At 42.7% G+C, this 24,742-nt stretch carries 19 protein-coding genes and 1 riboswitch; of the genes, 17 read left to right on the top strand and 2 right to left on the bottom strand.

All coding sequences use genetic code 11. The features are described 5' to 3' along the window. Nucleotides 1-2: 2 nt before the first annotated feature. The 7 genes from ftsE (at nucleotide 3) to BQ9859_RS03005 (ending at nucleotide 7,685) form a co-directional block, all read left to right on the top strand. A complete protein-coding gene (ftsE, locus tag BQ9859_RS03035) occupies nucleotides 3-692 on the top strand; it encodes a cell division ATP-binding protein FtsE (RefSeq protein WP_075876807.1) in 690 nt (229 codons plus the stop codon). Further along, nucleotides 685-1,587, top strand: coding sequence for a permease-like cell division protein FtsX (gene ftsX, locus BQ9859_RS03030; RefSeq protein ID WP_075876806.1), 903 nt, complete (start codon nucleotides 685-687; stop codon nucleotides 1,585-1,587). The genes ftsE and ftsX overlap by 8 nt, the downstream gene beginning before the upstream one ends. 105 nt (nucleotides 1,588-1,692) lie before the next feature. Further along, nucleotides 1,693-3,189, top strand: coding sequence for a S41 family peptidase (locus BQ9859_RS03025; protein WP_075876805.1), 1,497 nt, complete (start codon nucleotides 1,693-1,695; stop codon nucleotides 3,187-3,189). Next, nucleotides 3,179-5,155: an excinuclease ABC subunit UvrB gene (gene uvrB, locus BQ9859_RS03020; protein WP_075876804.1), complete on the top strand. Its 1,977-nt coding sequence runs from the start codon at nucleotides 3,179-3,181 to the stop codon at nucleotides 5,153-5,155. The genes BQ9859_RS03025 and uvrB overlap by 11 nt, the downstream gene beginning before the upstream one ends. 9 nt (nucleotides 5,156-5,164) lie before the next feature. Further along, nucleotides 5,165-5,809, top strand: a complete 645-nt coding sequence (locus BQ9859_RS03015) for a hypothetical protein (protein WP_075876803.1) — start codon at nucleotides 5,165-5,167, stop codon at nucleotides 5,807-5,809. Nucleotides 5,810-5,820: 11 nt separating this feature from the next. Beyond that, on the top strand, nucleotides 5,821-6,480 hold the full coding sequence (locus tag BQ9859_RS03010) for a uracil-DNA glycosylase (protein ID WP_075876802.1): 660 nt from the start codon (nucleotides 5,821-5,823) through the stop codon (nucleotides 6,478-6,480). Further along, nucleotides 6,477-7,685, top strand: a complete 1,209-nt coding sequence (locus BQ9859_RS03005; protein WP_075876801.1) for a bifunctional folylpolyglutamate synthase/dihydrofolate synthase — start codon at nucleotides 6,477-6,479, stop codon at nucleotides 7,683-7,685. Before BQ9859_RS03010 ends, BQ9859_RS03005 begins: the two co-directional genes overlap by 4 nt. A 19-nt stretch (nucleotides 7,686-7,704) precedes the next feature. Here BQ9859_RS03005 and BQ9859_RS03000 read toward each other — a convergent pair whose 3' ends face one another. Continuing rightward, complete coding sequence (locus tag BQ9859_RS03000) at nucleotides 7,705-8,271, bottom strand: folate family ECF transporter S component (protein WP_075876800.1); 567 nt, start codon at nucleotides 8,269-8,271, stop codon at nucleotides 7,705-7,707. Between the two features lie 59 nt (nucleotides 8,272-8,330). Then, nucleotides 8,331-8,427: riboswitch (THF riboswitch) on the bottom strand. A gap of 41 nt (nucleotides 8,428-8,468) precedes the next feature. After that, nucleotides 8,469-8,984: a GNAT family N-acetyltransferase gene (locus BQ9859_RS02995; RefSeq protein WP_075876799.1), complete on the bottom strand. Its 516-nt coding sequence runs from the start codon at nucleotides 8,982-8,984 to the stop codon at nucleotides 8,469-8,471. A 132-nt stretch (nucleotides 8,985-9,116) separates the two neighbouring features. Between BQ9859_RS02995 and pta the strand changes: the two genes are divergently transcribed. The 10 genes from pta to BQ9859_RS02945 all read left to right on the top strand — a co-directional run bounded on the left by pta (nucleotide 9,117) and on the right by BQ9859_RS02945 (nucleotide 24,433). Beyond that, entirely contained in the window at nucleotides 9,117-10,091 is a 975-nt protein-coding gene (gene pta, locus BQ9859_RS02990) for a phosphate acetyltransferase (protein ID WP_075876798.1), read from the top strand. Between the two features lie 130 nt (nucleotides 10,092-10,221). Beyond that, entirely contained in the window at nucleotides 10,222-12,582 is a 2,361-nt protein-coding gene (locus BQ9859_RS02985) for a cation-translocating P-type ATPase (protein ID WP_075876797.1), read from the top strand. 139 nt (nucleotides 12,583-12,721) lie between these two features. Next, entirely contained in the window at nucleotides 12,722-15,541 is a 2,820-nt protein-coding gene (uvrA, locus tag BQ9859_RS02980) for an excinuclease ABC subunit UvrA (protein WP_075876796.1), read from the top strand. A gap of 1 nt (nucleotide 15,542) precedes the next feature. Continuing rightward, nucleotides 15,543-16,502 (top strand): HPr(Ser) kinase/phosphatase, encoded by a 960-nt coding sequence (gene hprK, locus BQ9859_RS02975; RefSeq protein WP_075876795.1) that lies wholly within the window; start codon nucleotides 15,543-15,545, stop codon nucleotides 16,500-16,502. Then, nucleotides 16,483-17,961: a prolipoprotein diacylglyceryl transferase gene (gene lgt / locus BQ9859_RS02970; RefSeq protein WP_075876794.1), complete on the top strand. Its 1,479-nt coding sequence runs from the start codon at nucleotides 16,483-16,485 to the stop codon at nucleotides 17,959-17,961. The genes hprK and lgt overlap by 20 nt, the downstream gene beginning before the upstream one ends. Then, nucleotides 17,937-18,860: a thioredoxin-disulfide reductase gene (gene trxB / locus BQ9859_RS02965; RefSeq protein ID WP_075876793.1), complete on the top strand. Its 924-nt coding sequence runs from the start codon at nucleotides 17,937-17,939 to the stop codon at nucleotides 18,858-18,860. The genes lgt and trxB overlap by 25 nt, the downstream gene beginning before the upstream one ends. A gap of 126 nt (nucleotides 18,861-18,986) precedes the next feature. Continuing rightward, the gene (locus BQ9859_RS02960) at nucleotides 18,987-19,733 is read left to right on the top strand and encodes a DUF7021 domain-containing protein (protein ID WP_075876792.1); all 747 of its coding nucleotides are present in this window, start codon (nucleotides 18,987-18,989) and stop codon (nucleotides 19,731-19,733) included. A 12-nt stretch (nucleotides 19,734-19,745) separates the two neighbouring features. After that, entirely contained in the window at nucleotides 19,746-20,498 is a 753-nt protein-coding gene (locus BQ9859_RS02955) for an SDR family NAD(P)-dependent oxidoreductase (RefSeq protein ID WP_075876791.1), read from the top strand. 115 nt (nucleotides 20,499-20,613) lie between these two features. After that, nucleotides 20,614-22,743 (top strand): type I pullulanase, encoded by a 2,130-nt coding sequence (gene pulA, locus BQ9859_RS02950; RefSeq protein WP_075876790.1) that lies wholly within the window; start codon nucleotides 20,614-20,616, stop codon nucleotides 22,741-22,743. A gap of 175 nt (nucleotides 22,744-22,918) precedes the next feature. Beyond that, entirely contained in the window at nucleotides 22,919-24,433 is a 1,515-nt protein-coding gene (locus BQ9859_RS02945) for an IMP dehydrogenase (protein WP_075876789.1), read from the top strand. The last annotated feature ends 309 nt before the right edge of the window (nucleotides 24,434-24,742 follow it).

Here is a 24,742-nt window from a genome sequence, read left to right as displayed (position 1 = left end):
TCATGATTCAATTAGAAAATGTATCAAAATCATATAAGAATGGTGTACATGCGCTCCGCAATGTGAATTTAACGATCGAAGATGGCGAGTTTGTGTATGTCATTGGTCCTACCGGATCAGGAAAGTCCACATTGATCAAATTGCTGGATGGAGAAGAAATTCCGGATGAAGGGACCGTATTGGTCAACGATGTCAATGTAGGAAAGCTGAAACATAGCAAAGTACCGTATTATCGCAGAAATATTGGTGTTGTTTTTCAAGACTTTCGTTTATTGCCTGCACTGACTATTTTTGAGAATATTTCATTTGCTTTGGAAGTAATCGGTATGGATAAACGAGAAATCCGCCGCCGTGTCAGAGAGGTGCTGGAACTGGTTTCGCTCAGTGATAAAGCACGTGCTTTTCCAAATCAATTATCTGGCGGACAGCAGCAGCGTGCTACGATCGGACGTGCGATTGCCAATCATCCAAAAGTATTGATTGCGGATGAGCCGACAGGAAATCTGGATCCGGAAATGTCCAAAGAAATCATGGAATTATTGGAAAAGATCAATGAGGTGGAAAAAACAACGATCGTCATGGTGACACATGACAGTACGCTGGTCAACGATTTCAAGAAACGTACGATTTCTTTGGAAGAAGGTTACGTTGTTGCGGATATGTTGAAAGGCGGTTACCTGAAGTATGAATAAGGTCTTGCGTATGCTGCTGTATCACTTGAAAAAGGCAGGGCAAAGCTTCATTCGTCATATAGCAATGTCACTGTCAGCAGCTACAGCGGTGACAGTCACGTTGACCTTGTTGTCTTTGTTTCTCATTCTGGCGGGCAATGTCTCTTTGTTTGCGGGAAATATTGAGAATGGATTACAGATTCATGTCGTGTTAAACAGTGATATAGACAGTAAACAGGAAATAGAAGATGCCGGAAATGCTTTGAAAAAAGTAGACAATGTGGCAGTCGCTACTTTATCAGATAAAGATGAAGAATTAGAGCTGATGATCAAAGAAAAAGGAGAAGCTTTCGCTATGTATCGCGGTGAAGATAATCCTTTAAGCAATGCATTTTTTGTCACAGTGAAAAATGCAGATCAGATTGAGACAACCTGTGCGGAAATCGCTAAACTTGATTTTGTCAAAGATGCGGTATATGGTGGAACCAGTGTATCTTCCCTGATCAGTTTATTGGATCTGATCCGCAAGGGCGGTTTGATCTTTGTATTGCTGCTGTTTTTGTTGACCGGATATTTGATTTCCAATACGATCAAAACAACGATCTATGCACGAAGTGAAGAGATTGCTATCATGCGCAATGTCGGTGCCAGCAATCATTTCATCAAAGTACCGTTCATGATGGAAGGTGTATTGATCGGTGTTGTAGGTGCTATACTGCCGTGTATATTTACTTATTTTGGGTATGCATGGTTTTATGATATGATCGGCGGGCGTTTATTTACGGAACTGTTTGCGTTACAGCCTATTTGGCCTTTTGTGCTATGGATTTCTCTGTCGTTGTTAGCAGCAGGCATGATCATCGGCATGATCGGCAGCTTCTTATCTACGACCCGTTATTTACATTGGAAACGATAAACAAACAACGATGCCATCCAACTGTATACAGAAGATGACATCGTTTTTTTTGTGAATGGCTGAAAATGTGGTATGATGTCATATGAAATAAATTGAGGTGATTTGATGTCGGAAAAAAGAACCGTGATATATAAGCTGGAACGCCATAAATGGCCGGATGAAATTGCAGCTGAAAAAAGACGGCGCCGTAAGAACCTTGCGATCATCGCCAGTTGTCTTTTTTTCTTTGCAGCTGGTTTTTTTGTCTCGAGAGCAACCGTTGGCGGCGTTCGTTCCAGTGAGAGCAATTTACAAAAAGAGAAGTTTGATACAGTATATGCATTGATGAATGAGAAATGGTATTTCGGGAAAGATATAGATGATCTTTCGACGGTGCTGATGGAGAATGCGATTGCCGCGCTGGCCAATAATGATGTTGATATCCATACGAGCTATATGAGCCTGGAAGATGCTGCCTCTTTTTCCTCTTCGCTGGAAGGAACTTTTGTCGGAGTAGGTCTCTCGTTTTATGAAAATCAGGAAGGAAATTATATCGTGATCGACGTATATGAAAATTCACCTGCACAAAAAGCAGGCGTAGAGCGTGGAGACCGTTTGATTTCTGTTGCAGGAAAAGACTGTACGACTTTAGATCAGGATACGATAAAGAAAACTTTAAGTAAACAAGAAGGAACAGCTATTGATCTGGTTGTTGAAAGAAACGGTAAAGAAATCACAATGAAAGTAACGCCAAGTGTTGTGGATAATTCTGTCATTGCCTATGTAGAAGATGGCTATGGGTATGTGCATCTTTCCTCTTTTGCGGAAAATAGCGCCGCTGATATGGAGAGTGCATTGCAGCGGATCTGGGATGGCGGAGAGAAAAAAATCATCTTGGATCTTCGGGATAATGGCGGCGGCTATTTAAGTGCGGCCATGGATATTGCAAAGTATTTTTTACCAAAAGGAACCGTTGTTTTTCAATCGGAGGATCGTAATGGAACACGTAGTGAATATCGGTTGGAAGACGATTATGAACCATTTGCTTTTGAACAGATCGTCATCTTGATGAATGGAAATACAGCCTCTGCCTCTGAAGCATTGATCAGTGCTTTAGATGACAATTTAGGGAATCGCGTGGTCATGGTCGGTAAAAAGACTTATGGAAAAGGGACCATGCAGACAAGCGTACCATTCAGTGACGGGACTTCTTTGAAATATACGAGTGCGCAGTGGTTTTCCAGCAAAGGGACAACGATCAATGAGGTAGGAATTCAGCCGGATGTTGAAGTAGCGTTGGATCAGGCGCGTACGACGACCATGTTATTGTATAAGAATGATATCCAAGTGAAAGAAGATCGTGTAGCAGACATCGTAAAACCAGTACAAATATATTTGCGTTTTCTGGGATACGATGTAGATCGGGTGGATGAATACTTTTCTGCAAAATCTGCACAGGCTTTGCGGCAATTTGAAAAAGAGCATGGTTTGACTGTTGACGGGGTCATTGACAATGAAACGGCGCAGGCCTTGGCAGATGCAGCTACGATTTATTGGTATGAAAATCAAGAACAGCTCGATACACAGTTAAATAAGGCGGAGGCAATTATTTATGGCAGATAAATTATTTGATTTAGTGTCGAATTATCAACCGCAGGGCGATCAGCCGCAGGCCATAGAAAAATTAGTGAAAGGAATCCAAGAAGGGAAAAAAGAACAGGTCTTGTTGGGGGCGACCGGTACAGGAAAGACCTTTACGATTTCCAATGTGATCGCGCAGGTGAATAAACCTACTCTGGTATTTGCTCATAATAAAACCTTGGCAGGCCAGTTATATTCTGAATTTAAAGAATTTTTTCCGCATAACCGTGTGGAGTATTTCGTTTCAAACTTCGATTATTATCAGCCGGAAGCTTATTTGCCCAATACGGATACGTACATCGATAAGAATGCGACGACGAACATTGAACTGGACATGCTGCGCATGTCAGCCGTTAACTCCATCCTGGAGCGCCGGGATACGATCATCATTGCATCCGTGGCATGCATTTACGGTGCGAGCAATCCGGAACAATATCGCGATATGTTCTTTTCTCTGCATGTAGGAGATATCATTGACCGCAAAAAGATCATGCAGCGTTTAGTGGCACAACAATATACGCGAAATGATATGGAACTGAGCAGAGGTACTTTTCGGGTACGCGGCGATGTTTTGGAAATTGCGCCGGGGCACACCGATGCGTTTTTGCTGCGTGTTGAATTATTCGATGATGAGATCGAGCGCATCTGTGAAGTCGATCCGATCACAGGAAAAGTGCTGAATGCGTATACGGTCTATGTCATTTATCCGGCGAGCGGCTACGCCACTAGTCAGGATATCATCAACCGTGCAGCAGATACGATCGAAGAAGAGCTGGAGGATCGTTTGAAATATTTCGAAGCGGAAGGGAAATTATTAGAAAAGCAGCGTTTGGAACAACGTACCCGTTATGATGTGGAAGCTTTGAGGCAGTTCGGCGTTTGTCCAGGTATCGAAAATTATTCACGTCACATTGACGGGAGAAAGCCGGGCGAACGTCCGTATACGTTGTTTGATTATTTTCCAGATGATTTTTTACTGGTCGTTGATGAAAGCCATGTTTCCCTGCCGCAGATCCGCGGCATGTATAACGGGGATCGTTCACGCAAAGAGACGCTGGTCAATTTTGGCTTCCGCTTGCCGAGTGCACTGGACAATCGTCCGCTGCGGTTTGAAGAATTCGAAAAACTGGTCCATCAGGCAATTTATGTATCTGCAACGCCAGGCGACTATGAGTTAGAAAAAGTACATGGTGAAGTAGTAGAACAGATCATCCGTCCTACAGGACTGCTGGATCCAGTCGTGGAGGTTCGTCCTAGCAAAGGACAGATCGATGATCTGGTAGATGAGATCAGAGAACGAATCGAACGAAATGAACGTACTTTGATCACCACCCTGACCGTGCGTATGGCAGAAGATCTGACTGCTTATTTGAAAAATATGGACTTTAAGGTTGCATGGCTGCACCACGAAGTAACTACTATTGAACGTACCGAAATCATACAAGATCTTCGTAAAGGAAAATATGATGTTTTAGTCGGCATCAACTTGCTGAGAGAAGGGCTGGATATCCCGGAAGTCTCTTTGATTGCAATATTGGATGCTGATAAAGAGGGATTCTTGCGAAGCGAACGTTCGCTGATCCAGATCATTGGGCGCGCAGCACGAAATGCGCAAGGCATGGTCATCTTATATGCGGATACCATTACGCAGTCTATGCGCAATGCGATGGATGAAACCAATCGTCGCCGCGAGATCCAGATGGCGTTTAATGCAGAACATGGCATTACACCAAAAACGATCATCAAACCGATCCATGATGTTGTGCGCAGTAAAGAAACAAAAGAGATGACTGCAGCATATATGAAAAAGAAAAATAAGATGGCAAAGAAAGATAAGACCAAGATGTTGGAAAATTTAGAAAAAGAAATGAAAGAAGCAGCGCGTGTCTTGGATTTTGAACGGGCAGCGCAACTGCGTGATATCTTGATCGAGCTTCGTAATTCATGAGGTGATGAAATGAAGGAACAATGGAAACCGTGGATCGTAAATAGAGAAGCATTTTTAAGAGAATGCTTCTCTTGCCATGCGGGGAAAGAGCAGATGGAAAGGATCATCGAAAGTTCTCCGCTTGATGCAGGAATGGATCATCGATATATTACGGAGATGGCAAATGAAATGATTCACTTTCATATGTTGCGGGCAGGAGTTTCTTCTGTTTCAGCATCACTAGCGAATGGGATCTTGCGTTTTTTGACCATTCCGATAGAATATGTTTCTTTTGTCTATGAAGCGATACTGTTGACACAGAAATTATTGTATTTGTATACGAACATGAAACAGGATGTTTTGTTGAAATATCATCAATTACAAGGTTATTTAGCGATCTTTTTTGGGGCAAGCATCACTTTGAAAGGAAGCAGCGTAGTGATCAGTGAAACAACAAGAGCAGTTTTGTGCTATTTCATCAGCAAACGTCTTGCGCCTTGTATCGCGTTAACGACAGCCGCCGTCAACGCTTCGTTATGCAGTGTGGAAATGCATCAAATGGCAAAGGAATTCATACGAAATATAGAAAAAAGAAGAATGGAACACCAACAATATCTGACGATTGGCTATGAGGAACGCTGTAACATTGATACACCTTTGTTTACGGTGGAATAAGGGGGCATAGGATGAAAACATGGGATGATTTTTTTGCGCAGGAAACCAAACAAGAATACTATCAAAAGCTGATGGATTTTGTACAGAAAGAATATGCAGAAAAAACGATCTATCCGCCGTATGATCAATTATTTTCCTGCTTTGATTATTGTCCGCTGGAAAAGCTGCGCGTCGTTATCCTGGGACAAGATCCTTATATCCATGCTCATCAGGCACACGGGCTGTGTTTTTCTATCAATCGCGGAGAAAAGCTAACGCCCAGTCTGCGAAATATCTATAAGGAACTGAATGAGGATCTAGGAATCACAACACCGCAGCATGGAAATTTGATCGAATGGGCCAAGCAGGGCATTTTGATGATGAATGCGGTCATGAGCGTAGAAGAAGGGAAAAGCGGCAGTCATCGCGGCAAAGGATGGGAAATATTTACAGATCATGCGATCCAATTTGTAAACGATCATGCTTCTCCTTCTGTTTTCGTTCTTTGGGGAAAGTGGGCCCAGCAAAAACGAAAGCTGATCAATGAAGAGAAACATGTGGTGCTGCAGGCAGCACATCCCTCTCCTTTATCTGCCTATCATGGGTTTTTTGGTTCTCGCCCATTTTCTACGATCAATGAGAAATTACAGGAACTTGGCAGAGGCACGATTGATTGGAGGCTTTCAAAATGAGCTACGTTTGTGCAAAAGATGCATTGCGCTCTATCGAATCCAGACGGCGGAATAAAAAAGACCTTCCGGCTTTTCAGTCTTTTTTGAAAGAAGTGTGTCCGAAAGCGTTCACTTTGCCGATCATACATGTGGCAGGTACAAATGGGAAAGGGTCTACGGTGAATTATTTACGTTCACAGCTGCAAGCATTGGGTTATCGCGTAGGAACTTTGACATCACCAGCTTTGTATGTCCATTATGACCGTATCCGGATCAATGATGCATGGATGAAAGAGGATGTGTTCTTGCGCTTGGTCAATCGCTACGACACGCGGTGGCAAGCGCTGGATCTGGCGATGTTTGATATTGATGTCCATTTGGCGATGGAATGGTTCGTTGAGGAACAAGTTGATTTTGTCATATTAGAAACCGGACTGGGAGGCCGATTGGATGCGACCAATATATTTCAGCCCAAGATCTGTGCAATTACCAATATCGGGCATGATCATATGCAATTGCTAGGAAATACGCTGGAAGAGATTGCCAGAGAAAAAGGAGGAATCATCAAACAAGGGGTTCCTCTTGTCACTAGCGAAAAACGCCCGTCTTGTCTGGAAGTGTTCAAGGAAATATGCAGAGAAAAGCATGCGCCGTTTTATGAATGCCATGCTGAAAATGTGCATACAAATAGACAAGGGATGATCTGTTTTGAAAGTGAAGAAGGAGATTTTATCACCCTGTCTACGATGGCAGGCTATCAAGCAGAAAATGCAGCGTTGGCTTATCGAATCATATCGCTTTTATGTCCTGCAGCAAATAAAGCCGTACGTTTACAGGCGATACAGAACAGCAAATGGGCAGGCCGATTTGAAATCGTTTCGAAACAGCCTCTGGTGATCATCGATGGCGCACATAACCGGGAAGGAATCGAGGCATTGTGCACGACCCTGCAAGATCTCTCGATTGATACGATCTTGTTTTCCGTATTAAAAGATAAAGAAGGGGAACGAATGATCGAGTGTTTACGCAAAGTCTGCAATCAATTGATCCTTTGTCCTTTTCAACAGGAACGATTGGCTGATCTTTCTGCATTGGCAAAGAAATATCAGCTGCCGCTGGCACAGGATCTGTCGAGTATTTTACAGCAGCGTATGGCGGTTGATCAGCGTATCGTCATCTGCGGTTCTTTATATTTTGTATCGGAAGCAGTAAAGTTGTTTCAATAAAAAAAGGCCGTCGGCCTTTTTATTTGCTGCGGTGAATACCTTGTCGGTTACGCATCCGTTCACATGCTTTTAATACATAATATAAAACAGCTACGTCGATAGGGAATGCAATGAGGTTTTTGACAATGCGAATACTGAGATAATAAAGAAAAGTATTGCCCATCGTTAAAGACATCCATAGCGGATTCAATACGAAATTAACGACCAAAACAATGCCCAGACGTGCGAAGATACAGCGCTTTAATGTGATCTTTGGCTGTTTATAAAAGAGCAGTCCGTAAAAGAAACCGGTAAACATCGCATTGATCATCCATCCTGGAAACCAGGGGCCATTTGGATATAAAACATAAGAAAGATTGTCGGTGATGATGCCGGCAATGCCGTTGAGCCAAGGGCCAAAGAAAAAGCCGCTTGCTGCTACTGCAACACTGGCAAAAGAAATAGTCAGCACATTGGGAATGAGACGAATGCTGGCATAGGTAGATAAAATGATGTCAAAAGCAGTGAATAGAGCTACACCAACCAGCGCTTGCACGCGTCTGCTCTCTTTTATGCTTTCTTTCCATGTCAGGTAGAGCTGTTTCATAAAAAATACCTCCTTTTCCATATTGCATATGAAAAAAGAGGTTTGTTTTTTTCATAGGCAACAGCGGGATGCGAAACATGTACCGCAAGATAACTTTTCGCCCGGCTGACAACTCCCCGTTCAGCCGATACTTAACGCACATATTTCTACTCTGCTAACAAGAACATTATAGCGACATCTCTCATTGTTTGCAATCCTCATTCTGTTTCTTTTCGATAATGGGCATACAGACAGGCATCATAGATCTTGCCGTCTTTAAAGATTGCTTTTCGTAGAATGCCTTCTAAGACGAATTGATTTTTTTCTAAGACTTTTCTTGAGGCGATGTTTGGAGCATAGACCAAAGCGGATATACGCTGTAAAGGAAGCTGTTTGTAAGCTTCTTTACAGATAAGGTCGACTGCTTTGCTTGTGATGGAGTTGGACCAATATGTTTTATCTAACAAAAAGCCGATTTCTCCTTCTAAACAGCGGACATCCTCTTTTCGCTCGATAGAGATATTTCCTACTATATGGTGATGGACGACAATCGATCGAAAGATGCCTTTTTGTGCTTTTTCCTGTTGCAAGGCATATTGAATCCATTCTGTGGTATTCTGTAATGTGTAGGGATGAGGCAAACGATCAGAGAGATAACGGCGATCGGCTTGATCACAGAGTTGCTGTAGTTTTTCTGCATCTTCCATTTTCCATTTTTGAATATGTACCTGCATGAACATGCCTCCTTTGTAATATCTTCATGATAACATATTTCTTATGTGATAAACTTCACATTGTTGCCCCTTTTCTTTTAGTGAGAGCGCTTGTATAATATATCATGATAGGAAAGAGAGGGTTTACAGACAATGTTTGTAGATGATTTAAGAGACAAGATCAAAGGGAAAGGCGTACGTATCGTCTTTACAGAAGGACCGGATTTCCGTGTACAGGAAGCAGCTGTGCGCTTGTATAAAGAGGGAATCTTGGAACCGGTTTTGTTAGGTGATCTTGATGAAATTGAAAAGACGGCGAAAGAATATGGCCATGATATCGAAGGTATTCCTACGATGTCGCCAAAGGACTTCCCAGATATGGATAAGATGGTTACTCGCATGATCGAGCTGCGTCGTGGTAAGATGGATGAAGAAAGCTGCCGTAAAGCTTTGCTGCAGACAAACTATTTTGGTACGATGTTAGTACAAATGGGATATGCGGACGGTTTGTTGGGAGGCGCAACTTATTCAACAGCAGATACGGTTCGTCCGGCATTGCAGTTGGTAAAAGCAGCACCTGGTAATTCCATTGTATCCAGCTGCTTCGTTTTGGTAAAGGGAGATGAGCAATTGTTCATGGGCGATTGTTCCATCAACATCAATCCAAACGTAGACGAATTAGTTGAAATCACTATGCAGACAGCGAATACAGTAAAACAATTAGGTATTACACCACGTATTGGTCTGCTTTCATATTCTACATTAGGTTCTGCAAAAGGAGAAAGCGTATCAAAAGTTCGCGAAGCAGCTATCCGTTTGCAACGTATGCCGTTAGATTATAAAGTAGAAGGAGAAATGCAGTTTGACTGCTGTGTTGCCCCTGAGGTTGCTGCTTTGAAAGCGCCGAATTCAGAAATTGCAGGAACGATGAATACATTTATCTTCCCGAACATCGATGCTGGTAACATCGGTTACAAGATTGCTGCTCGTTTAGGTGGCTGGGAAGCGATTGGCCCAATCCTGCAGGGACTGAACGCACCGATCAATGACTTGTCACGCGGCTGCAATGCAGAAGAAGTTTATAAGATGTCAATCGTAACTGCAGCACAGAAGTTCATGGAGATTTAATTTATGAAAGATGGTTGGTCCAATGGTCAGCCATCTTTTTTTCATTCAGTGAACAGATGAACGTGACGTAAATGACAGATTGAATGAAAAAGTCTATGGTATAATAAAAACAATAAGGTGGTGCTGCAAATTGGAGAAAACATTGCGACAACATACAGATTTGCATCATGGTCTTAGTGAAGCAGAAGTAAAGCAGCGCAGGGATCTTGGTGATTATAATGTCCAATTGGAACGTACGACAAAAAGCTATCAGGCAATCGTGCGTGATAATTTGTTTACATTGTTTAACTTTATCAATATTGTGCTGGCAGCACTTGTTTTCATTACGGGCAATTATCGAAATATGCTCTTTTTAGGTGTGGTCATTTCCAATTTATGTATCGGGATCATTCAAGAAATACGTTCAAAAAAAGTCTTAGATGACCTTTCGCTGTTAACGAAGAATCATGCAAAAGTATTGCGTGACGGAAAACAAAAACAAGTGACTTTAGAAGAAATTGTCTTAGACGATATCTTGATCTTAGAAAACGGCGATCAGATTCCATGTGATGCGATCATGGTTCATGGAAGAGTGGAATGCAACGAATCATTGGTTACAGGAGAAGCAGAGATCATTCAGAAAGATACGGATGATTTCTTGTATTCCGGCAGTTTTGTGGTGAGCGGAAAATGTTATGCACAAGTATGTGCAGTAGGAAAAGAAACATATGTACATACGATCTTGGGACATGCAAAACAAGTGAGGCGCCATCCTTCGCAGCTGCGAGATGCAATCAATTTTATCATTAAAAGTGCAAGCATCACCATCATACCAATGGGAATCTTATTATTTTTGAAACAGCTGTTCCTGACACATGCATCGTTAGAGGATGCGATTTCCGGCACGGTAGCCGGCATGGTAGGAATGATCCCGGAAGGGCTGGTATTATTGACTAGCGTTGCTTTGGCGGTTGGCACGATCCAACTGGCTCGTAAACAAACCTTGGTTCAAGAACTATATTGTATTGAGACGCTGGCACGGGTGGATACGATCTGTTTTGATAAGACAGGTACATTGACTCAGGGAAAAATGAAGGTAGAAACGATCATTCCGTATGCGGAAATGGATATCAAAGAAATCATCGGTCATTTCTTTTCGGACTTGGAAGATAATAATGCTACTGCACAGGCACTGCGTCAGTATGCAGGTGACAGGCAAGGCTGGAAATACCTGGATAAAATGCCGTTTTCCAGTACGCGCAAGGCAAGTGCGGTTACTTATCAGCAGCAAGGTACTTATTTGTTGGGCGCCTATCATTTTTTATTTTCGAAGGTCGATCCCGCTGTTCAACAGCAGATCGAGACCTATGCCAAAACTGGAAAACGAGTGGTTGTGTTGGCACACAGCAGACACAAGCTGCAGGATGATCTGCTGCGGATGGATCCGACATTGCTGGCAGTGATCGTATTGAGCGATCCTCTGCGCCCGGAAGCGCCAAAGACCTTAGAGTATTTTTATGAACAAGGAGTGGATGTCAAGATCATCAGCGGCGATGATGTGCAAACAGTGAAGGAGATTGCACAGCGCAGTCATGTTCGCAATGGGGAAGCTTGTATAGATGCCTCAACATTAAGTGACGAAGAATTGGCAGAAGCAATGAAAACATATACAGTATTCGGAAGGGTCACTCCCATGCAGAAAAAAAATATGATCCTGGCACTGAAAAAGCAGGGACATATTACAGCGATGAGCGGAGATGGTGTCAACGATGTAATGGCATTGAAAGAAGCAGACTGTTCAATTGCAATGGCGCAGGGCAGCGAAGCAGCAAAAAACATCGCAAATCTCGTATTATTAGATTCAGATTTCTCACATTTGCCACAGATCGTAAATGAAGGAAGACGCGTGATCAATAACATTCAACGCACAGCTTCATTGTTTTTGGTCAAAACAACTTTCTCTGTTTTGTTGAGTTTATTCACTCTGTTCTTTATTCCTGTCTATCCTTTTGAACCCATTCAGCTAACTTTGATTTCAACGGTTGCGATCGGAATTCCATCCTTTTTCCTGGCATTGGAACCAAATCATGATAAAGTAGCAGGCAACTTTTTGGTCAATGTCTTTCGCAATGCTTTACCGGGAGCACTTTGTGTCGTATTCAGTGTTTTTTACGTATATGGTCTGACTGCGATCGAAGCAATGAACCATGAACAAATTTCGACGATGTGCGTATTGCTGGCGGGCTGCAGCGGATTAGCGGTGCTCTTTCATGTGTGTTATCCATTTAATCGAAATCGAATACTTGTGTTTGGCAGCATGGGAATTTTATTTGTCATCTGTGTTTTTGTTCCATTTTCAAAATCCTGGTTTTTATTGTTTGAACTTTCTATGCAGCAATGGATCTATGTTGGTATCGGCATCTTATGTATACCATTGGTACAAAAAACGCTCTATGCTTTATGTGACCGCTTGTTTTTTGATCATTATTTATATGACAATTTGATGGATTGACTTCTGTAATCGTTCACAGAAGTCTTTTTTTTGCGAATCGAGTGCGAAATAAAAAAAGCTGTTATATAATATACAGGAAACGAAGAAATTGGATGTATGACTTTCGTCATAATGAGGAAAGCTAGAATGAGGTGGTTGAATGAATAAGGATTGGATCGTGATCAAAGGTGCTCGTGAAAATAATTTGAAGAACATCGATGTCAATGTACCAAGAGATCGATTTGTGATTATGACAGGCGTTTCTGGTTCAGGAAAGACATCATTGGCATTTGACACGATTTATGCAGAAGGACAGCGCCGCTATGTTGAATCGTTGAGTGCGTATGCCCGTCAATTTTTAGGAAATAGCGAGAAACCGGAGGTAGACAGCATCGAAGGCCTTTCTCCGGCAATCTCTATTGATCAAAAAACAACAAGCAATAATCCGCGTTCAACAGTGGGAACTGTAACAGAAATCTATGATTATTTACGTTTGTTATATGCTCGTGTTGGTGTGCCTTACTGTCCGACCCATCATGAACCGATCACATCACAGACGATCAAACAGATGGTCGATCGCATCATGGAATTGCCGGATCGTACAAGACTGGTCATTTTGGCACCAATCGTAAAAGGAAAAAAAGGAACGCATAAAGATCTGCTTGCAAAATTAACGAGAGAGGGCTATGTGCGTGTTCGAATTGATGGCGAAGTACGCATTTTAGAAGAAGTGGAAGCACTGGAAAAAAATAAGAAACACAATATCGATGTGGTTGTCGATCGGATCGTAAAGAGCGATGACCGCTCTCGCCTGCATGATTCTTTAGAGAGTGCATTGAAATTAAGCGATGGATTAGCGGTTGTTGCTTACGGAGATGATGAGATCTTGTTCTCCAGCAATTATGCATGCAAGTATTGTGGTTTTTCGATTCCTAAACTGGAACCGAAATTGTTTTCGTTCAATGCCCCTTTCGGTGCATGTCCGGAGTGCAAAGGGTTAGGAATCACGCAGAAAGTAGATATTGATTATCTCATCCCGGATCGCAGTAAAAGCATTGCACAAGGCGGTATCGTGTATTACAAAAATATTGTCGGCAGCGAAAATTTAGAATGGCAGCGCTTTTCGGCTTTGTTGGATCATTATCATATTTCTGTAGATACGCCGATCGAACAAATAGGCAAACACGAAATGGATATGCTGCTGTATGGGGCGGATGAACCAATTGCCTATACATTGTATTCCAGAAGCGGCAATGTTACAAAGAAAACCGAATATATCGAAGGTGTCGTTACGTTGATCGAACGCCGCTATATGGAAACAAGCAGTTCGATGTCCAGAGAATGGCTGGGTACTTTTATGGCAGAGATGCCATGTCCGACTTGCGGCGGAAAACGATTGAATCCGCAGGCATTAAGCGTGTATGTGGGCGGAAAGAATATTTATGAATGGACGACGATGAGCGTTCGGGATGCGGCAATATTTATGGAGCAGCTGCAATTGAGCAAGCAGCAGGAAGAAATTGCCCGTTTGATCGTAAAAGAAATCAAGGACCGTTTAGGTTTCTTGAATAATGTAGGATTGGGCTATTTGACATTGGATCGTATTGCAGGTTCTCTCTCCGGAGGAGAAGCACAACGCATTCGCCTGGCTACGCAAATCGGCAGTCATCTGAGCGGTGTGCTGTACGTATTGGATGAACCAAGCATCGGGCTGCATCAGCGCGATAATGACCGTTTGATTTCCACATTAAAAGATATGCGTGATCTTGGAAATTCGCTGATCGTTGTTGAACATGATGAAGATACCATGCGGGCATCTGATTACATCATCGATATCGGACCTGGTGCAGGGATCCATGGTGGTGAAGTGGTTGCGGCCGGTACGCCGCAAGAGGTCATGGCAAATGAGAATTCGATCACAGGTGCTTATTTAAGTGGCCGGATGAAAATCGAAGTGCCTAAAAAAAGACGCAAAGGCAACGGCCGTAAATTGCGGGTAGTGAAGGCAGCATGCAATAACTTAAAGAATGTAACAGTAGATTTTCCTTTGGGTACCTTCATTTGCGTCAGCGGTGTCAGCGGTTCCGGGAAATCTTCTTTGGTCAATGAGATCTTGACAAAAGGGGTACAGCACGCGTTGGGCCGTGTACGCATCAAACCTGGAAAACATAAAGAAATTAAAGGAATTGAATATATCGACAAGATCATTGATATCGATCAGGATCCAATTGGACGGACGCCTCGATCAAATCCTGCAACCTACACCGGTGTCTTTGATGATATTCGCGAACTATATGCACAGACGCCTGAGGCCAGGATGCGCGGCTATGACCGCGGCCGTTTCTCTTTCAATGTAAAAGGCGGACGCTGTGAAGCCTGCCAGGGGGATGGCATCTTGCGGATTTCGATGCATTTTCTGCCGGATGTCTATGTACCTTGTGAAGAATGCGGCGGAAAACGATACAATGAAGAAACCTTGCAAGTCACTTACAAAGGAAAAAATATTTATGATGTCCTGGAGATGAGCGTAGAAGAAGCCATTGATTTTTTCGCCAGTGTTCCCAAGATCAAACATAAATTACAGACGTTAAAAGATGTGGGACTTGGGTATGTGAAATTAGGACAAAGTGCGACGACATTGTCTGGTGGAGAAGCACAGCGTGTCAAATTGGCAAGCGAACTGCAAAGAAAAGCAACAGGCAAGACATTGTTCGTGTTGGATGAGCCGACTACTGGTCTGCATACGCACGATGTCAAAAAGCTGCTGGAAGTATTGCAGCGTATTGTGGACAATGGGGATACGGTCATTGTCATTGAGCATAATCTGGATGTGATCAAGAGTGCAGACTATATTATTGACCTTGGACCGGAAGGCGGCGATGAAGGCGGTACGATCGTAGCCTGCGGTACACCAGAACAGATTGCAAAAAATGAACAGAGCTATACTGGAAAATATCTGAAACGATTATTGGAGGCTTAATATGGAAGGAAAACATGTAAGTGTAAAAGACTTTGCCAATTATTTTCAATTTGAACAGCTGACTGGCGATGAAGAGTCTTTAAACAGAGTCATCGAATTGACAGATACCAACCGCCCCGGTTTGGAATTGGCGGGTTACTTTAATTACTCGCAGGCAAAGCGATTAGTTATCCTGGGAGATAAAGAAATTGCATATATCGATACGATGAGTGAAGAAACGCAGAAACGTTCTTTTGATTTCTTGACGGGTGAAGAAACGCCGGCCATAGTGATCACCAGGGGACATGAATGCCCGCAGATCTTGCGGGAATGCGCAATAAAGAAAAATTTTCCAGTCTTTCGCTGCGGCGAAAAAACAAATCATACGATCGTCAATATCATTTCCTGGCTAGATGAAAAGCTGGCACGTTCCGTTTCTGTTCATGGCGAGCTGCTGATGATCTATGGGGTCGGCGTGCTGATTTGCGGAGAAAGCGGAATGGGAAAAAGCGAGATTGCTTTGGAATTGATCCGCCGCGGACATCAATTGATTGCGGATGATCGTGTAGATTGTTCCCGTATTCATAACCGCATCGTGGGAAGACCGCCGCAGTTGTTAGAAGGCATGCTGGAGCTGCGCGGTGTTGGTGTCATCAATATTTCAAGAATGTATGGAGTGGGTGCTGTCGGAAGAAAATCAAATGTTGATTTTCAGATCACATTGGAACATTTTGATCCGCAAGCCAATTATGACAGGGTAGGAATCGAAGAAAAGAAATCGGTGAACATCCTGGATGTGGAAATTCCTAAAATTACGATTCCAGTCAGGGAAGGACGTTCCATGGGCGTCATCATTGAAAGTGCTGTTACCAATTATCTGTTAGCAAAAAACGGATTGGATTCTGCAAAAGAGTTCGAACAGCGTGTCTTAGAATTTATTGAGAAAAACAAGGAGGAAGTGGATGGAACTGTTTCCAACTAGCCGCATCATCTTATCAATCGGCGGTTTGCATATCACTTGGTATGCAGCATTGATTTTGACGGGTGCGCTTATTGCATATGCCCTTAGTGAACGCATGATGCGAAAACAAGGTTATAAAGAAAATGTTCTGGAAGATTTTTTCGTACCGATGCTGGTAATCGCCATTATTGGAGCCAGGATCTATTATGTCATCTTCGAATGGAATACATTGTATGCATATGATCCAATCCGAATTTTCTATATATGGGAAGGTGGCTTAGCGATCCATGGGGGATTGATCGCAGGCATTGCTTATGGAATCTGGTATTTTCGCCGGCGCAAGATCAACGGCTTGCGTGTGATGGATGCGATATTTCCCAATGTGCTGATAGCGCAAGCATTAGGACGCTGGGGAAATTTTATTAACCAGGAAGCATTTGGAGGTATCGTAGAACCTTCGTATTATAACGGATGGCCTTCTTTTATCAAAGAACGCATGCTGATAGATGGAGCCTATCGCCAGCCTACGTTCTTATATGAAAGCATAGCGAATCTGATCGGCTTTTTCTTGATTGTTTTCGTCTTTAGACGTTATGGAAGAAGAAAAAGGGGCGATCTAGCCTGGGCCTATTTTGCTTGGTACGGCGTTGTTCGTTTTATCATTGAATCAATGCGCAGCGATGCATTGATGGCAGGCGGTCTGCGTGTTGCACAGCTGGTTTCTTTACTCTTTGTTTTGATCGGTATTGGCGGGATCCTGGGATTCTGGGATCGCTTGCTGAAACGCTGTTGGCCATTTCGCAAAGAGAAACCGATCGTCATCTTTGATCTGGATGGTACATTGATTGATTCACGTCCTTTGGTAGATGCTTCTTTTGAACATGCTATGCATGAATTATTACCAGAACACAGCGTTACGCAAGAAGAAAAAGATGCTTTCTTCGGTCCGCCGCTGCAAGTCAGCTTTCGCCGTTATTTTCAAGAGGAAACAATGGTGGAGAAGGCTGTTCAAGTCTATCGCGAATACAATGTTGCACATCATGATGAATATGTCCGCCCTTTTGAAGGCGCAAAAGAGACACTGTCTGCACTTCATGAAATGGGATATCCGTTGGCAGTGGTTTCAAATAAGATGAAAGATGTCGTCATGATGGGATTGCATCATACACAGTTAGAGACATATTTCGATGCCGTTTTGGGAGGCGATGAATTGCAGAAACCAAAGCCGGACCCAAGCGGTTTGATCCAGGCATGTCAACAGCTTGGACGCGGTCGTGATGATGTTATCTATGTCGGAGATTCCATCATCGATATCCAGGCCGCAAAAGAAATGGATGCATACAGTGTGGCTGTTGCACATGATCGAACAAGAGAAGAACAATTAAGGCAAGCGAAACCTTGTCGCTTGATTCATGATTTACAGGAATTGATTTCCGTAGTGAAGGAGGAACACGAATGGAACGATATTACGATCTTATAATTATTGGTGCAGGACCAGGCGGCATGACAGCTGCGATCTACGGCAGCCGTGCCGGACTATCCACATTGATTCTAGAAATGGGTGCCCCAGGCGGGAAGCTGATCAAGACAAATGAGATCAGCAACTGGCCGGGTATTCAAAAAATCAACGGTGCAGAGCTGGCATCACAGATGTTTGACCATGCGACCAGTTTTGGTGCTGAATATGCATATGGCGAAGTAACCGATATACAAGTGGATGGTGACAAGAAGAAAGTAATCTGCAGTGATGGCAGCGTATATGCTTGCCAGGCAGTCATTGTTGCCAGCGGAACAGTGGAACGCATGCTGCATATTGCCGGTGAAGCAGAAAATGTGGGACGAGGTGTTTCTTACTGTGCAGTATGCGACGGCGCATTTTTCAAAGATAAAGAAGTATGCGTGATCGGCGGCGGAAACTCCGCATTGGAGGAAGCCCTTTACTTGACGCAGTTCGCAAAAAAAGTGACTATCGTGATCCGCAGGGATGTCTTCCGCGGCGAGGAACATATTCAGAAACAAGTAGAAGAAAATCCACGCATCGTGATCATCAAAAAGCATATACCTGTTGCGATACTGGATGATGGCAGCAAAGTAAACGGCATCGTGCTGCAAGATGTAGATACCAAAGAAGAACAGACATTGGAAGTCGCAGGAGTCTTCCCTTATGTCGGTGCAGATCCGGCAGTTTCTTTCCTGAAAGAATTGGATGTCTGTGATGCACGTGGTTACATGTTGGTAGATGAAAATAATGAAACTAAGGTCAAAGGGATCTATGGAGTAGGAGATGTTGTTGCGAAACCATTGCGGCAGGTCGTAACAGCAGCAAGCGACGGTGCCAATGCCGCACAACACGCTTTTCATCAGATCAAAGGGATCTGATGGAAGAAAGAACAGTTTGGATGGAAAACAAACTGTTTTTCTTTTAAAGGAAGATGGAATCAGCATCATGACAGATGGAAAGGCACATGCTATAATAAAAAATGTATAATACAGAGGTGATTGAAAATGCGATTCCTCGATCGTATATTTGGAAAAAAACAAAGTCAATATCAACAGCCGCTGATCGTTTATGGATTATGTGGTCCGATCGGTGTCGGTGCACATAAAAGCGGAGAGGCGTTTTATTGGACAGCCAGCGTGATCTTAAGTGCATGGCACGAAGAAAATAGTGAGGAAGTACATGTTGAAAAGATCCGATTGGAAAAAGAAAGCGATGAAGATGGCGTACATGCTTTGCAGCAGCAACTAAAAGCGAACACGATCTTTCATGCAAAAGTACGTCCATGCGAAGCAGGGCTGGAATTGCTGGAATTATTGGATCTGGATTGTGAAGATGCGTTATTGCAGCAATATGTACCCAAAGAATTGCCGCAGAAAAAAACGGTGAAAAATGAAGGAACATTAACATTTGGAAAAGAAGAGATCCTTCTCAAACAAACGGGTGAAGAAGCTATGCATCTGTTTTATAAATTAAAAAAGAGACAGGCCGGCTGGCGCAACGATGCAATTAAATGCATTGGGGATACTTTTGTATCGGAATATAATGAAAGTCAGGAGAAAGAAAATAAACTTACTAGAAAAGAGTTGGGTGAAATCATTCAGTTACAGACAATCACTTTAAGCGAGGATGGAAAAGATGCATTTGTGTTTCATTTTCAAATGAAACGTAATGGGAAAGCATACCATTTTCATGTCAAAGGAACGATATCCAATGGCTTTAGTGATTGTCAATGGGAATGTGAAAATGAATAAGGAGGTGCACGAATGAAAGCTTTGATCACAGGTGCCAGCAGCGGGATCGGAAAAGAAATAGCACGGCAATTATCAGATATGGGAATCGATGTGATCCTGGTTGCCAGACGAATGACACGTTTACAGGAACTGAAAGAAGAATTGGACGGGAATGTGCAGATCATTTCAATGGATCTCAAAGATGAAAACAGCTGTCGTTTGTTATATGAACGCTTAAAAGCAGAAGAAATTGATATTTTGGTCAATAATGCAGGTTTCGGTGCATATGGCTCCTTTGATGAAGTGGATCTTGATACCGATTTAGATATGATCAATGTAAATATCAAAGCAGTGCACATCTTAACCAAATTGTTTCTAAAAGATTTTATTGCCAGAGATTATGGTTATATCTTGAATGTTGCCAGCTTAGCTGGTTATCTGCCAGGTCCATTGATGTCAACTTATTATGCCAGCAAAGCCTATGTGCTTCGTTTGAGCGAAGCCATTTATGGCGAACTGAAACACAAACACAGCAACGTACATATCAGCGTGTTATGTCCGGGACCTGTACGTACGGAGTTTAACCGGGTTGCGAATGTGCGCTTTGCCTTTAAAGGAATGAAACCGCAAAATGTTGCGTATCAGGCAATTTCCGGCATGTTTCGTGAACAGCGCGTGATCGTGCCCGGATTTTGGATGAAGTGCGGGCGGATGCTGATTCGTTTTGCCCCAACACGTCTTCAATTAAAAGCTTCTTATTTTATTCAGCGACAAAAACAACAGTAGAGCATGCAGGGAATGGAATCTTCCCTGTTTTCTTATGAAATCGCAAAAAAAGAAAATAAGAATTGAGTTACTTGTGTTACAATAGCAATGATATAAAGGAGAGGATGAACTTCCTATGCGACAGAAAGATTATTTTGAGGCATACATCGATGGGTATGACAAAGTAGTTGTTTATATGTCAAAACAGAGCTATGAGGGAAAGAGTTCCCGCTTCTTTCTTAAAGATAGCAAAGATCAGATCATTGAATTAAAGATCCGTTCCATTGAAGACACACAGAATAATTATCGAAAATATGTTCTGGAGATCGAAGATGAGTTGACGATCGGGGAAGAATATTATGTCTATCATGAACATGCGAGAAAAACGATTGCGGAATATTCCTACATCGTAAAAAGTGATCGTTTTGATGAAGAATTTTATTATGATGGAAATGATCTTGGGACAATGTACAGCCGTCGGCATACGTCTTTTGCATTATGGGCACCAACTGCATTTCGCATTGTATTGGAATTGAAAAGAAACAATGGCATCTGTGAAGCTTTTGAGCTGAAACGCGGAGAGAAAGGTGTATGGCGTACAGTCGTTCCTGGTGATTTAGAAGGCGTAGCATATACCTATCATGTCCGTGTAAATGGAAAATGGCGAGAGACCATTGATCCTTATGCAATCTGCGGCGGTGCCAACAGCATGGTCAGTGCCATTTGCGATCAAGAAAGCCTGCGCTTTCAAACCTATCCTCTTCCCAAAATGAAAAGTGCCTGCGATGCAATCATCTATGAAACAAGTGTCCGTGATTTTACGATTCAATCAGGAATCGGTGTACATTATCCAGGTACGTTTCGCGGTTTTGTAGAAGAAAATCCAGTGACAGAAGCAATGCAAACGGGCTTTTCTTATTTGCGTTCGCTAGGGGTCACGCATGTTCAATTGATGCCGGTTTTTGATTTTGGTTCTGTAGATGAAGTGTATCCGCAATTATTCTATAACTGGGGCTATGATCCGGTACATTATCGCTGCTTAGAGGGTATTTACAGTACGAACGTTTTATCCTATTCTGCCCGCATGCGTGAATTTGGTTCGTTAATAGAGCAGTGTCATAAGCACGGTTTACGCGTCAATTTGGATGTGGTATTCAACCATGTATATGATAAAGAGAATTTTGCATTTGAAAATATCATACCTAATTATTTCTTTTTGATGAATGAACAAGGGGATTTTTCCAATGGCTCCTGGTGCGGCAATGATATCGATACGACACGTAAGATGAGCAAACGTTATTTTATCGATACGTGCGTATGGATGACCAGATTTTATCATATTGACGGGCTCCGCTTAGATTTGATGGGAATCTTGAGCAGCGATCTGGTGAATGAAATTTATCTTCGCTGCCGCAGCATCAATCCTGATTTTATGGTGTATGGCGAAGGATGGGATATGCCAAGTTTTTTACCTCAAGAGTTGCGCGCATCTATTCCCAATACAGGCAAGATGCCCTTCGTAGCACACTTTTCTGATCGCTTTCGCGATGTGATCAAAGGCAGTACCTCTGTATACGATATCGCTAATAAAGGCTTTTGTACCGGAGGTGAACATCTGTTAGATGTTGTAAAGAATTGCTTATGTGCAAGCTGTGTGGATTTCGGTGCAGGGCAGTTATTTGCCAATCCGCGAAATGTGGTAAATTATGTAGAATGCCACGACAACCATACTGCATGGGACAAGATGCGTGAATGCTGCCGAGGGGAGGAGCGCTGGATTCGCAAGCGCCGTCAGGAAATGATGAACGCCATGGTCTTGCTGGCACAAGGAATTCCTTTTTTACACAGCGGTCAGGAATTTGCCCGAACCAAACATGGAATTGGTAATTCTTATGATCAAAGCGATGCGATCAATCAAATTGATTATGGACGAAGAAATGACTATCAAGACATGGTGGAACATACAAAGAGCCTGATTCAAATTCGCAAAGAACATCCTTGTTTCCGTTATAGCATCACGGAAGATCTTTATCAGAATGTCGTCTTTGAGGAAATCAATGGGCAAGCATTGATTTATAAAGCAAAAGATGCAAAAGAAGAAATGTGGTGTTTCTTTAACCCAAGCGGCAATACGATGTACTATCATTTGCCGAAACCGGCCGATATTGTATATTATAACGGGAGCTCCGCATTAAAGGAGCAGTATGACTTGGAAATCCAGCCGTATTCGACCATCATCTGTCAGTTTATCGAGAGTGAAGAATAAATGAAAGAAACACGCAAAAATGTAAAAAATGCGTGTTTTTTTCTTTGTAAAAACATTCAAAAAAGCCGATGTTTCTCGTGTTTTTTTTCGTTTGTATCAATTTTTTGGAAACGGTTGATTTTTCAGTTAAAAGCGATTATAATTGAAAAAAATTCAAATGAAGGAGTGTGAAATTGTGGCAACTTATTTTACAGAACCATCACGTACGTTTAGTGAGTATTTATTAGTGCCTGGCTATTCTTCAAGTGAGTGTACGCCGGCCAATGTATCTTTAAAAACACCTGTCGTCAAGTTTCGAAAAGGAGAAGAAGAACCTTCGCTTACGATGAACATCCCAATGGTATCTGCCATCATGCAATCTGTTTCCGGAGAGCGCATGGCATGTGCTTTGGCAAGAGAAGGAGGAATTTCTTTTATCTACGGATCGCAAAGCGTAGAGAACGAGGCGGCGATGGTGCGCCGTGTCAAAGCAACCAAAGCCGGATTTGTACGCAGTGATTCCAATTTATCTGCACAGGCAACATTGGCGGATGTATTAGCAAAGAAAGAGGAAACAGGCCATTCAACAATGGCAATCACGGAAGACGGTACGGCTGAGGGAAAACTGTTAGGTATCATTACTAGCAGAGATTATCGTATTTCCCGCATGGATATCCAGACAAAAGTAACAGAATTTATGACACCGTTCGAAAAATTGATCTGTGGAAAAGATGGCTGTTCTTTGTCTGAGGCAAATGATCTTATTTGGGAGCATAAATTGAATCAGCTGCCGATCGTAGATGACCAGCAGCGTTTAAAGGCATTTGTTTTCCGTAAAGATTATGATTCCCATAAAGAACATCCAAATGAGTTGCTGGATGCGGATAAACGTTATATCGTCGGCGCTGGTATCAATACACGCGACTATGAGCAGCGTGTTCCTGCACTGATCGAAGCCGGTGCAGACGTATTGTGCATCGATTCTAGCGAGGGATTCAGCGAATGGCAATATCGTACATTAAAATGGATCCGCGATCACTATGGGGACAGCGTAAAAGTAGGTGCAGGCAATGTCGTGGATGCAGAAGGATTCCGTTTCCTGGCAGAGGCTGGTGCAGACTTTATCAAGATCGGCATCGGCGGCGGTTCGATCTGCATTACACGTGAACAAAAAGGAATTGGACGTGGGCAAGCAACTGCCACTATTGAAGTAGCAAAAGCCCGGGATGAATACTATAAAGAAACAGGAGTATATATTCCTATCTGTTCAGATGGCGGAATCGTTCATGATTACCATATTACATTAGCTCTGGCCATGGGTGCTGACTTTGTCATGCTGGGACGTTATTTTTCCCGTTTTGAAGAATCACCAACAAAGAAAGTAACCATCAACGGAAGCTATATGAAAGAATACTGGGGCGAAGGAAGCGCACGTGCACGCAACTGGCAGCGTTATGACATGGGTGGTGCCAATAAACTGTCTTTCGTCGAAGGCGTGGATTCTTATGTGCCTTATGCAGGTGCATTGAAAGACAATGTGGATCTTACGATCAGCAAGATCAAACATACAATGTGCAATTGCGGAGCTTTAACGATCGAGGAATTGCAGCAAAAAGCAAAAATCACTTTGGTATCTTCCACTAGTATCGTAGAAGGCGGCGCACATGATGTCGTTGTAAAAGACAATACGTTAGATGCAAAAGTAAATTAGTTGTCCGGCAGCTTTATGCTGCCTTTTTTTGAAATTTTTTCACAAAAACTAAATTTTTTTCATTTTTTTCTTGACTTTGCTTACATTTTTTCATAAAGTTAGAGTAACCAATGACAGAGAGATAAAACATGCAGCGCACGTAAAGAGAGCGGATGACGGTGGAAATTTCGCGGGAAGCGGGTTTGTAAATGGACTCTGGAGGGCAAAAGGAAAAGGATGAACCTGAGTATGTGCGACGGCTGTCCCCGTTATCGGACTAGAGATTTGTTTGAATCTTGAAGAGTGGATTTTTTATAGGGAAAAATCAAA

This window comes from Merdibacter massiliensis (assembly GCF_900155395.1).
In the GTDB taxonomy this organism is placed as follows: Bacteria; Bacillota_I; Bacilli_A; order Erysipelotrichales; family Erysipelotrichaceae; genus Merdibacter; species Merdibacter massiliensis.
Note: the sequence above shows the minus strand (reverse complement) of the source record. Positions and strands in the feature narration are given on the sequence as shown.